This window comes from Streptomyces alkaliterrae (genome assembly GCF_007097205.2).
GTDB classification, from domain to species: domain Bacteria; phylum Actinomycetota; class Actinomycetes; order Streptomycetales; family Streptomycetaceae; genus Streptomyces; species Streptomyces alkaliterrae.
On sequence record NZ_VJYK02000019.1, the window covers coordinates 20,980 to 31,713 of the forward strand.

Sequence of the window (10,734 nt, forward strand, 5' to 3'; positions counted from 1 at the left end):
GGCCCCGCCCGGGCACGCGCAGGAGTTGTCAGCCGGTGAAGTACCAACCCAGTCGCCGTACCAAACGCCTGGCCATCGGCACGGTGGCGCTGATGGCCGTGGCCGGGATGAACGCGCCCTGGCTGATCCGGTTCACCAGCGAGCAGTACCACGAGTACAACATCAACCGGCCGGCCTACAAGGCGGAGAACGGCCTGTGGCAGACCGTGGACGTGCCGCAGAAGTACCGGATCAACGCGATCCACGCCGCCCTGCTGCACACCGGGAAGGTGCTGCTCGTCGCCGGCTCCGGCAACGACGCCAAGCAGTTCGCCGCCAAGACCTTCCGCAGTGTCCTGTGGGACCCGGAGAAGAACACCTTCAAGAACATCCCCACCCCGAAGGACATGTTCTGCGCCGGGCACACCCAGCTGCCCGACGGAAAGCTGCTGATCGCCGGCGGCACCCAGCGCTACGAGACGCTGGAGGGCGACGTCGAGAAGGCCGGCGGTCTGATGATCGTCAGCAACGAGAACCCCGACAAGCCCATGACGCTGCCCAAGGGCACCAAGTTCAAGGGCAACAAGAGCGGCAAGGTCTTCGAGACCCAGCAGCCGCTCCAGATACCCAGGGCCGAGAAGAAGGAGACGGCGACCGGCGCCACGGTCACCGCCACCCAGCGGCGCATCTACGTCGAGGCCGCCCGCAAGGGGAAGAAGCACTCCACCGGCGACACCGAGCAGTACACGATCCTCGGCCTCAAGGGCGACGACAAGCGGAACGTCTACGGCGTCGCCAACAAGATCTCCTTCGACAAGAAGGACTTCCAGGGCATCCGCGAGTCCTACGAGTTCGACCCCGTCTCCGAGCGGTACATCCCCGTCGCCCCGATGGAGGACGCCCGCTGGTACCCGACGCTGACCACGCTGGAGGACGGCCGGGTACTGACCGTCTCCGGCCTGGACGACATCGGCGAGGTCTCCGAGAAGGTCGAGCTGTACGACCCGAAGACCAAGAAGTGGAAGACCCTCCCCAAGGAGCGCTACTTCCCCACCTACCCCGGGAACTTCCTCACCGAGGGCGGCAAGATCCTCTTCACCGGCACCAGCTCCGGCTACGGCCCCGCCGACGAGGGCCGCACCCCGGGCCTGTGGGACTGGCGCACCGACCGTTTCACCAAGATTCCCGGCATCAGCGACCCCGACGCCCTGGAGACCTCCATGGCCGTCCTGCTACCGCCGGCCCAGGACCAGCGGTACATGGTGCTCGGCGGTGGCGGCATCGGCGAGAGCCGCAAGGTGACGGACAAGACCCGCATCGTCGACCTCAAGGCCGACAAGCCGCGCTTCACCGACGGACCCCCGCTGTACCGCCCGGCCCGCTACCCCAGCAGCGTGATCCTGCCCGACGACACCGTGCTCACCACCAACGGCTCCGCCGGCTACCGCGGCTACAGCAGCAGCGACATCCTGCGCGCCCAGCTCTACAACCCGGGCACCAACACCTCCCGCCCGGTCGCCGACCCCCTCGTCGGCCGCAACTACCACTCCGGCGCGCTGCTGCTGCCCGACGGCCGGGTCATGACCTTCGGCAGCGACCCGCTGTTCGACGACAAGGCCAACACCAAGCCGGGCACCTTCCTCCAGCAGATGGACGTCTGGTCACCGCCCTACCTGTTCCGCGACGCCCGCCCGACGCTGACCGCCCCCGACAAGGAACCGCAGCGCGTCAAGCTCGGCGGCACCGCGGCGTTCGGCACCGACGACCCGTCCGAGATCAAGCAGATGCGGCTGATCCGACCCAGCTCCTTCACCCACGTCACCAACGTCGAGCAGCGGTCCATCGCGCTGGACTTCGAACGCACGTCGGACGGCGTGGAGGTCACCGTCCCGAAGGACCCGACGCTTGTCCCGCCGGGCTACTACATGGTGAACGCGGTGGACGGCGACGGCGTGCCGTCGAAGGCCGTGTGGGTGCACGTACCGGTCGCCGACAAGTTCGAGTGAGCCGGCGGCGCCGGTCGCACGCGTGAACGAGTGAGGGCGGGTCCCCCCTTCTGCCAAGGGGGGACCCGCCTCACTCGTACCGGTGGCCGGTCGGCTCTCAGGACTTCTCGGCGTTCCTGGCGAGCTCCAGCGCGTACTCGTGGTGCCACTGGCCGGCCGCCGGGCCGCCCTTGCAGGCGCCGTCGGACTCGCCGGGACGCTTGATCCACATGTAGGCGTCCACCAGCTTGTCGGCCGTCCTGGTCGTCGGCGGCTCACCGAGGGCCCGGCCCGGCGGGTTGCACCAGGCCTCCTCGTCCTCCTTGCCGTCCATCGGACCGTTGCCGTTCCGGCTGGTGTCGATCACGAACTGCTTGCCGCCGACCATCGAGGACAGCCGCTTGCCGTACTCGATGTTCTCCTCGGTCGTCTGGTAGTTGGAGACGTTGAGGGAGAAGCCGTCGGCGGCGTCGATCCCGGCCCGCTTCAGCGGCGTCACCATGCCGCCGGGGTCGCGGATCCAGTGCGGGTTGCCGGCGTCGAGGTACACCTTCGTGTTGGGCAGCGACTTCAGCTTGTCGACCGCCTCCTTCATCAGGGTGTACTGCTCGTCGTGCATGTGCTGCGGCACACAGCCGGGGACCATGATGTGCGGCAGCGCGTCCGGCTCGATGACCACCGAAGCGGCGCGGTCGCCGATGCCGCGGACGACGGCGTCCGTGAACTGCCGGTACTCGTCCGCGCTGCGGGCACCGCCCTTGGAGTACTGGCCGCAGTCCCGGTGCGGGATGTTGTACATCACCAGGATCGGGGGAGTCTTCGCCGCGGCGGCGGCCTCGGTGATCTTCCGGGTCTGGTCCTCCGCCTGCTCCGGCCTGATCCACTCCCCTGCGGGGCGGTCGGCGATCTTCCGGATCAGCCGGGCCTCGTCCTTCTTCCCCTCCCGCTCGGCCCTGGCCAGCGCCTCGGAAGCCAGACCCTCCGGGTTCACCCAGAAGGGAGCGTCGCTTTGCTTGGGGCCGTTGTTGCGGCTCTCCCCGTTCGGCTTGTCCTTGTCGCCGCCGGAGGAGAAACACCCCGTCAGCAGCAGCGAGCCGACGGCGACGCCGGAAAGCAGGGTGGCGGCACGACGCGAGGTGTTGTCCGATCGGCCGGCTTCAGAGCCGTACATCCACTCCCCCTTGGGTACGGTGTGCACCGGTCAGCCCCCATCGTGGCACATTGACATCTCTGGTGCCCCCTGGGACCCTCCATCCGACAACAGAAGAAGAGGCGACGCGGCGAGGAACCCGGTGCGACTCCGGGACGGTCCCGCCACTGTGATCCGCGATGACGCGGGAAGTCAGGAACTCGTGCGTCCGCTTTGCACCTGTGGGGCGTGGAAACCCCAGAAGGAGGCACCAGATGTCCCTGCACCCGGGCACCGGAACCGCTCCGATCGCGGCCGACGCGACCGCTCCCGTCCGGGACTGGCTGATCGCCGCCACGGCGATCGTCGTCTCGCTCATCGCCCTCTACGCCGTCTTCATGGACAACGGCAACGTCATCGCCGCCACCGGCGAGTACCTCCACGAGTTCTCCCACGACGGACGGCACCTCTTCGGCGCCCCCTGCCACTGATCGGGGCGGCACCACACCATGTCAGGCAACACCTCTCCCTACCCCGTGCTGCCCACACTCGGCCGCGGACTGCTTGCCGGCGGCGTCGCCGGGCTGACGACCGGACTGTTCGGCCTGCTCCTCGCGGAGCCGGTCATGGACCGGGCCATCAGGCTGGAGGAGGAGCGCGCGGCGGGCGGCGGCCACGACCACGCGCACGAGGCCGAGGAACTGTTCAGCCGAAGCACGCAGTACTTCGGCCTGGTTGTCACCTCGGTGGTCGTCGGTCTGGCGGTCGGCGTCTTCTTCGCCGTCGCCTACGCGCTGCTGCACCGCCGCAGCCCGGCACACGAACGGCCCTGGCCGCGTGCGATGGCACTGGCCGGGGCCGGCTTCCTCGCCCTGTCCCTACTGCCCGGGCTGCGTTACCCCGCCGCACCGCCCGGCGTCGGCGACGGCGACACCGTCTCCGAACGGCAGAACCTCTGGCTGGCCGCGCTGGTCATCGGCGTCCTGGGCATGATCCTCGCCCACGTCGTCCGCCAGCGGCTGGCCGACCGCGCGGCGCCGGTACGCCAACTGGCCGTGACCGGTGTCGTCGTGGCGACGCTCGGCGTGCTGTTCCTGCTGCCCGGAAACCCCGACGAGGTGCCGGTACCGGCCACCCTGCTGTGGGACTTCCGGGTGCTGTCGATCGCCTCGCACGCCGTGCTGTGGGCCACGCTCGGCGCGGTCTTCGGCGCGCTCGGCCTCCGGGCCGCCGCCCGTGCGGCGGCACCGCCGCCGGCCCCCGCCACGGCAAGCGCCGTCTGACGGCCGCCGTGTCCGGACGCCGTGCCCCCGCGTCTCGCGGAGCACGGCGTCCGGGCGTCAGGCGGGGCGTCCTGGCGGGGCCCGCCTCCGTCTCACACCCGGGTGCCCGTGAGATAGGCCGAGACGACGACGTTGGCCGTGTAGCCGCGCCGCTCGCGGTCGAACTGCCCGCCGCAGGTGATCAGCCGCAGCTCCGCCCGGCCCTCCCTGCGCGGCCCGTACGCCCGCTCCGGATCGAAGCCCTCCCGCTGCAGCACCTCCACCGTCTCCACCGTGAACTCCGCGACCGAACCGTCCTCCCTCGACACCTCAACCACCGTGCCCGGCCGCGCCGAGCTGAGGTTGTAGAACACCGCCGGCTCGGTCTCGGTGTCGACATGGCCGACAAGCAGCGCGACGCCCGCCGCGCCGGGCGTCGCCCCGCCGCCGTACCAGCCCGCGAGCTGACCCTGGCTCAGCGGCGGCGCGTCCACCGCCCCGTCCGCGTCAAGCCCGCGCTCGACCACCTCGGCCCGTATCCCCAGCGCGTCCACCCGCACGCCCACCGGCGGCGCGTCACCCGACAGCGGGGCCAACGCGTCGGGCAGCTCCGGTGCCGTGTCGGCACCTCGCTCGGCGCTGGTCGTACCGCCGAGCGCGGGCCGACCGTGGTCGAACTCGGTCACGTCCTTGCCCCACAGCCACAGCGCGAAGAGCAGGACCACCCACGCCGTGGCGGTCATCAACCGTCCGCTCACCGCGGACCGCCGTCAGTCGGTGCCGCCGTGCCGGCCGGCCGTCTTCCGGCGCCGCATCACGGCCGCACCGGCCAGCGCGAACAGCGCGAGAAGCGTCAGCCCACCGGTGAGCCCGCCGGTCGGGCCGCCGCCGTCCGCCGTGCCGCCACCGCCCGCCTTCACCGGCGCGGTCGGCTTCACCGGATGCACCGGCTCCGGCGGCACCGGCTTCTCACCGTCCACCACGACCAGCCGCCCCTGCGCGATCGAGCGTTGCAGGTCGCCCCGCTTGTCGTAGCAGTCGACCAGCACGGCGTACGTGCCCGGCTCGATCTTGCGGCGGACGCCGGCGTCGCCGGACAGCGTGTCGTCCGCCGCCGGCCGCAGCGCGACGGACGCCACAAACGCCTCTGACCTGGCGATGGCCTTGTCGCCGTCGCAGGAGTCCACCCGGATGTTGACCTCCCCGCCGGCCTTCACCTTCGGCGGGGTGATCCGGACCGAGCCGGCGGCGGAGTGCCTCGGCTCGTCCGCGCCGGGATCGGCGGCCACCGGTGCGGCCGTCGACGCCCACGCGGTCAGCGTCAACAGCGCCGCGCAGAGCGGGATTCGGACGGTACGGACTGCGCTCATGGGAACCTCCGGATCGATACCTCCGAAGATCCACCGCGCGCGCCGCGCCCGCACCCGCAACGCCGCTGATCGGGTCACACCCCCGGGCTCGCGCCCGACTCGTACTCCCGCTCAGGTCCGCCTCACGCCCGCCCGCCGCGCAGCTCCCGCCACTCGGGGGCGAGCACCGACCACACCTCCATGTCGGCCCGCCGCCCCCGGTGCAGATAGCTCTCCCGCAGCACGCCGTCCCTGGTCATGCCCAGCCGCCGGGCGACGTTCAGGCTCGGCTCGTTCGCCGAGGAGGCGTGCCACTCGACGCGGTGGATGCCGCGCTCCTGCACCGCCCAGTCGATGATCACGTGCAGCGCCCTGGTCACGAGCCCTCTACCGGCCGCCGACGGCTCCAGCCAGCAGCCGGCCTCCGCGACGCCCTGGCCCACGTCCATGACCCGGAACAGCACTCCGCCGACCAGCTTGCCGCCGCTGCGGATGCCGTAGATCCGCCCGGTGTCCTCGGCCGCCTTCCGCGCGTAGGTCTCCAGGAACGCACGCGCCGACGCCAGGTCCGTCACCGCGTCCGCCAGCCCGACGTGCCGGCCGATGAACTCCCGCCCCCGGTCCATATGCCCCAGGAACTCCTCCGCGTGCCACGGCTCCAACGGCCCCAGCTCCGCCCCGTCCTCCCCCAGCGGCACCGCGAACATCGTCTCCCCCTCCTCACACCGGCCACGCCTCCGCGCGCGCCCGCCCGTCATGATCCACCCGCACACCGACCACCGGCAACCAACCGGCGGCCGCGCCCTCCCCTACCCGCCTCAGCATGCGAGACGGGCAGTTCAGGGCAGGGCCGCTCGGGCGCCCCCGCACTAGACTCGGCCCGAGCACCGATCTTTAAGGAGTCCGTCCATGGCAGAGCGCAAGAAGATCGAATCGTGGCTGACCGACATGGACGGCGTGCTGATGCACGAGGGCGTGCCGGTACCCGGCGCGGACGCCTTCATCAAGAAGCTGCGGGACAGCGGACGCCCCTTCCTCGTGCTCACCAACAACTCCATCTACACCGCCCGCGACCTGTGCGCACGCCTCGAACGCATCGGCCTGGAGGTCCCGGTCGAGAACATCTGGACCTCGGCCCTGGCCACCGCGCGTTTCCTGGACAACCAGCACCCCGGCGGCACCGCCTACGTGATCGGCGAAGCGGGCCTCACCACCGCCCTGCACGACGCCGGTTACGTCCTCAGCGACCACGACCCCGACTTCGTGATCCTCGGCGAGACCCGCACCTACTCCTTCGAGGCGCTGACCAAGGCGATCCGCCTCATCAACAACGGCGCCCGCTTCATCGCCACCAACCCCGACAACACGGGACCCTCCCCCGAGGGCGCGCTGCCGGCGACCGGTTCGGTCGCCGCGTTGATCACCAAGGCGACCGGCAAGGAGCCGTACTTCGTCGGCAAGCCGAACCCTCTGATGATGCGCACCGGCCTGAACCAGATCGGCGCCCACTCGGAGACCTCCGCGATGATCGGCGACCGCATGGACACCGACGTCCTCGCCGGCCTGGAGGCAGGCATGGAGACCTACCTCGTCCTCACCGGCCTCACCGCCAAGACCGACCTCGACCGCTACCCCTTCCGCCCCACCAAGGTCGTCAACTCCATCGCCGACCTGGTCGACCTGGTCTGACCCCGGACGCCACAACCCGCACCGAAGCCGAGGCCTCCGCCTCCTCGACGTCCAGGAGTGCTTGCCGATGGGCTCCTCTAAGTCCCTCTCGGATCTCTTCGACTCGTTCGAGCGCGAAGCCTTCCGACTCGAAACACTGGACGACTACAGCAAGTCGGGCAGTGTCGAGGCGTACGAGGCGTTCCTGGCCGGAGAGGGCAAGCCGGAAGGCTACAACGCCGACTGGGTGTCGGAGGTCAGCGGGCACGTGAGTGAGGGAAAGCGCATATACCGCGTACACATCCTCTCCCGCCCACTGACTCCGTATCTGCGCTTCGAATTGAGCTGGGGCTACCGGACAAACATGCTCGGAGGTGAAGAGTTCTTCATTCTCGACACCACAGAGCAGCCTAACCCGCTGGAGGGCGTAGAAGACTTCTGGCTGTTCGACGACACCGCCGTTGGCGTACTGCGATATGACAACGCGGGGACATTCCTCGAAGCTGAGGTGCTTCCCGACGCGCAAGCGGCAGAGTTCATCGCACACAGAGACACGGCCCTCGATCACGCACAGCCGTTCACGGAATGGTGGGACAAGTACGGCGGTAAATAGCCGCGAGTTGAGCAGCGGCTAGCTCTCTATCGCCTTGAGGGTTCGGTAGGCTTCCCGCAAGTCCGATGCTTCGGGAAGTTGACGGGCTTCTACAGCCTTGACGACTTCCAGCGCCCGCCAATGGTTGGATGGGACCACTCGGCCGGACAGGATCGCCTTCTGCGCGGAGTCACACGCTTCATCAAGCCGATCCTGTTTGAGGAGTGCCAAGGCCAGGTCGATGTTCGCGGAAGCTACTCGACGTGGCCAGTGTGCAGGATCTTCACTCGGACCCAGGCGCTTGATGACCTCCCTGGCATATGGCTCTGCCTCGGCGTCCCCGAGCCAGGCAAGGGTTGTAGCCGTATATGACAGAGACTTCGCAGGGTCGTAGCGATAATGGTGCTCTGGGGTGTCGGGGGTTCCCACGGCCGCAGAGGCTCTGCACTCGATCTATGGCCGAGTACGTCTCTCCGACGTTGCCGAGGCGCGCGTTCGCTCTTCCTTCTTGGGCTGTCGCCTGGATCATGGCAGACGTACCGGCCGGCGCGACTTGCTGCCCCGCGCGGGCGAGATCAATAGCTCGCACATAGTCCCCATCGGTAAGCACACGCCAAGCCTCGGTTTCGAAGCACCAGGCTTCAATCTCGGAATGTCCGGCTTCCCGTGCGAGAGTTGCGGCTGTCTCCAGTCGCGCGGTAGCGGCGTCATCCTGCATCAGGTCGACATGAACCGTGGCCCCGAGCAGCGAAAGCCAGCCGCCGAGAACCAGCAAACGCCTGTGCTCGGACAGGGTCTTCTTTCCGTCGAGAAGCTTGACCACGTAGCCGGCGTGCTTGCGCACCTGACGCAGGAGGTCTTCGGGTTGAGACTTCGGATAAGCCATGGCCAGCCGGTCAAAGCTCAGCTCAAGCCGTTCCAGAGTGGCGTTGCCCACGTCGCTCGCCTGTACGCGCCGGGCAAGCTCCCATGCGTCCATCTCGTCATCTTTCGAGCCGCAGTCTTCTACCGCTAGAGACAGGCCGAGATATTCGTTGAGGGCCTGGATCAACTCGGGAGAGGGGGCCTGTTTCCCGTTGAGCACTCGACTCAGATAGGAAACGTCGTAATGCAACTCCTTGGCTGTGCCTCTGAGGCTCCTGCCCTGCGCCTTGAGTGCCGTCCGCACCTCAGACCCGAAGTCGATCATGGCATGCGCTCCCGTTGACTGTTGACTGCTGGTTCGCGCGATGGAGGTCAGCGCATGAGCGCCGCGAAGTGTGCCGAGTGTGCCCGGTTGGAGCGCGAGAGGGAAGCGGCGCGCGCAGCACGCGACATGAGTCGAGTCACTGACTGCAACGTGCTGATCAAACGGCACCCGGACCACAGCAAGCAGCCCGCTCCCGCCGGAAGGGGGCGGGGATGACGCGCGCAACGTACCGGTTTCGTGAGTACAGGATTAAGCCGGACCTTCGGCCGGGAGCTGAGCCGATCGCGTCGGCCATGCAGTGCAAGACGTGCGAGGAAGTCAGTGAGAGAACCGAGGATTTCCCTGGCGGAGCCGTCGCATGGGCGGTCAGGCACCTCAAATCCAACCCTGAGCACCGGGAGTACCGGGAGTACCGGGAGCACATCACGCGGTCCTACCGCGCGGAACCGGGAGCGTGGCGATGAAGGACCGCAAGACCGTTGAGCGCGAAATTCTCAACCCGCCCGCCCACCTGCTCGGCGGCACGGTCGGAGACGACGTGCTGACCGTGCACACGCTCAGGGACGGCAGGCCCTTCTGCGGCACCTCCGGCGACGTTGTCGTGTGGCAGCGGCGCGTGACGTGCAAGGCCTGCGTGGCCAGCGGTCAGGTCCCCGGGCCTCCGGACCGATGAGTATGGTCGTGGGACCATGCTGGCTCTGCTGTTCTTCCTGTGCGCCGTGTTCGTCGTCTTCTGCGTCCCGACGTGGGTGGTCTGGCGGCTGGGGCGGCGAGTGCGGGTACCTCGCTGGATGCTGGTGGTCTTTCTGCTGGCCGGGTGGCTGATGGTGTCTGTCGGCTGGACGCTCACGCTGAACGCGCAGCCGTTCCTGTTCCCCGAGACCTCGCCCTGCTACGGCTCCGGCAGCACGCCCGTGACACGGTACTTCCCACCCGACTCGTTCTGCCGCCACGCGGATGGCGAGTTGCGGACGGTCAACGGAACGGACCGCAAGCTCGTGTTCTGGACGGCGGCCGCCACCGCCGTGGCGATGCTGGTCGGCGCGCCCTTCGCGCGTTGTCGTCAACCGGTCGGGACGCGGGGTGACGGCGGTCGCTGGCTTCCCGGGCACGTTCCGCCTCTGCCGTGGTGGGCGCGCTGACGCCGTGTCAGCGGGGGTGAGGAGACAGAACTCGTTGCCTCTACACCGAGACGCTTCGGCGACCGCCCCCAACTCGGCGGCCGGCTTGCCCGTCCGGATGAGTTCGACGCGCTGGCCTGGTGGAGGTTCGACCGCGCGATTCGGTCGACGCCCCTCACCTCGCCTGCACCGGCGCTAGGCGAGCGGCCGCCCCGTGGCGGTCTCCGGGGGCATCTCGGGCTCCCGGCCACCCATGTCCAGGCGGAACGGCGGATACCGGTCCGTCATCAGGAGCGCGTACACGTGCACCCGGAACATCCAGCGCACCAGCCCCATGAGGAACGCGAAGAGGTGCCGCGGATACCGCCCCGTGAACAGCAGCACCACCACGGCGATCAGGGTCAGGACACCCAGCAGGCTCACCGACCAGGCGCCGGCCGCCGACCCGCCCCCCTCGTAC

14 protein-coding genes and 1 riboswitch are annotated in these 10,734 nt (G+C 69.0%); of the genes, 8 read left to right on the forward strand and 6 right to left on the reverse strand.

Going from position 1 to position 10,734, the window contains the following annotated elements:
- Positions 1 to 35: 35 nt before the first annotated feature.
- Positions 36 to 1,985 (forward strand): radical copper oxidase GlxA, encoded by a 1,950-nt coding sequence (glxA, locus tag FNX44_RS03420; protein WP_143646419.1) that lies wholly within the window; start codon positions 36 to 38, stop codon positions 1,983 to 1,985.
- 97 nt (positions 1,986 to 2,082) lie between these two features.
- On the opposite strand, the gene FNX44_RS03425 is transcribed toward glxA, so the two are convergent.
- Positions 2,083 to 3,135, reverse strand: coding sequence for a glycoside hydrolase family 6 protein (locus FNX44_RS03425; protein WP_143646420.1), 1,053 nt, complete (start codon positions 3,133 to 3,135; stop codon positions 2,083 to 2,085).
- An 86-nt stretch (positions 3,136 to 3,221) separates the two neighbouring features.
- Positions 3,222 to 3,365: riboswitch (adenosylcobalamin (AdoCbl) riboswitch) on the forward strand.
- 3 nt (positions 3,366 to 3,368) lie between these two features.
- Here FNX44_RS03425 and FNX44_RS03430 point away from each other — a divergent pair.
- Together FNX44_RS03430 and FNX44_RS03435 are read left to right on the forward strand one after the other, a co-directional pair.
- A complete protein-coding gene (locus FNX44_RS03430; RefSeq protein WP_143646421.1) occupies positions 3,369 to 3,584 on the forward strand; it encodes a CbtB domain-containing protein in 216 nt (71 codons plus the stop codon).
- 18 nt (positions 3,585 to 3,602) lie between these two features.
- Positions 3,603 to 4,376: a CbtA family protein gene (locus tag FNX44_RS03435; RefSeq protein WP_143646422.1), complete on the forward strand. Its 774-nt coding sequence runs from the start codon at positions 3,603 to 3,605 to the stop codon at positions 4,374 to 4,376.
- A gap of 92 nt (positions 4,377 to 4,468) precedes the next feature.
- Here the strand turns inward: FNX44_RS03435 and FNX44_RS03440 are convergent, their stop codons facing one another.
- The 3 genes from FNX44_RS03440 to FNX44_RS03450 all read right to left on the reverse strand — a co-directional run bounded on the left by FNX44_RS03440 (position 4,469) and on the right by FNX44_RS03450 (position 6,411).
- Positions 4,469 to 5,098, reverse strand: coding sequence for a class F sortase (locus tag FNX44_RS03440; protein ID WP_143646423.1), 630 nt, complete (start codon positions 5,096 to 5,098; stop codon positions 4,469 to 4,471).
- 27 nt (positions 5,099 to 5,125) lie between these two features.
- Positions 5,126 to 5,725 (reverse strand): hypothetical protein, encoded by a 600-nt coding sequence (locus FNX44_RS03445; protein ID WP_143646424.1) that lies wholly within the window; start codon positions 5,723 to 5,725, stop codon positions 5,126 to 5,128.
- 122 nt (positions 5,726 to 5,847) lie between these two features.
- The gene (locus tag FNX44_RS03450; RefSeq protein ID WP_143646425.1) at positions 5,848 to 6,411 is read right to left on the reverse strand and encodes a GNAT family N-acetyltransferase; all 564 of its coding nucleotides are present in this window, start codon (positions 6,409 to 6,411) and stop codon (positions 5,848 to 5,850) included.
- A gap of 202 nt (positions 6,412 to 6,613) precedes the next feature.
- Here FNX44_RS03450 and FNX44_RS03455 point away from each other — a divergent pair, with 202 nt between their 5' ends.
- Both FNX44_RS03455 and FNX44_RS03460 read left to right on the forward strand, forming a co-directional pair.
- A complete protein-coding gene (locus FNX44_RS03455; protein WP_143646426.1) occupies positions 6,614 to 7,393 on the forward strand; it encodes an HAD-IIA family hydrolase in 780 nt (259 codons plus the stop codon).
- A 67-nt stretch (positions 7,394 to 7,460) separates the two neighbouring features.
- The gene (locus FNX44_RS03460) at positions 7,461 to 7,985 is read left to right on the forward strand and encodes a DUF6879 family protein (protein WP_143646427.1); all 525 of its coding nucleotides are present in this window, start codon (positions 7,461 to 7,463) and stop codon (positions 7,983 to 7,985) included.
- Between the two features lie 262 nt (positions 7,986 to 8,247).
- Here FNX44_RS03460 and FNX44_RS03465 read toward each other — a convergent pair whose 3' ends face one another.
- Positions 8,248 to 9,153, reverse strand: coding sequence for a helix-turn-helix domain-containing protein (locus tag FNX44_RS03465; protein WP_228449612.1), 906 nt, complete (start codon positions 9,151 to 9,153; stop codon positions 8,248 to 8,250).
- Positions 9,154 to 9,365: 212 nt separating this feature from the next.
- Between FNX44_RS03465 and FNX44_RS29950 the strand changes: the two genes are divergently transcribed.
- From FNX44_RS29950 to FNX44_RS03475, 3 genes are read left to right on the forward strand one after another with little or no spacing between them, the layout of a single operon-like run.
- Positions 9,366 to 9,617 carry a DUF7848 domain-containing protein gene (locus tag FNX44_RS29950; protein ID WP_143646428.1) on the forward strand — a complete coding sequence of 84 codons (252 nt, stop codon included), beginning with the start codon at positions 9,366 to 9,368 and terminating at the stop codon, positions 9,615 to 9,617.
- A complete protein-coding gene (locus tag FNX44_RS03470; protein WP_143646429.1) occupies positions 9,608 to 9,826 on the forward strand; it encodes a hypothetical protein in 219 nt (72 codons plus the stop codon). The genes FNX44_RS29950 and FNX44_RS03470 overlap by 10 nt, the downstream gene beginning before the upstream one ends.
- A 16-nt stretch (positions 9,827 to 9,842) precedes the next feature.
- Entirely contained in the window at positions 9,843 to 10,295 is a 453-nt protein-coding gene (locus FNX44_RS03475) for a hypothetical protein (RefSeq protein WP_228449613.1), read from the forward strand.
- 174 nt (positions 10,296 to 10,469) lie between these two features.
- Here FNX44_RS03475 and FNX44_RS03480 read toward each other — a convergent pair.
- A partial coding sequence (locus FNX44_RS03480) for a DUF4389 domain-containing protein (RefSeq protein ID WP_143646430.1) occupies positions 10,470 to 10,734 on the reverse strand: 265 nt, incomplete at its 5' end.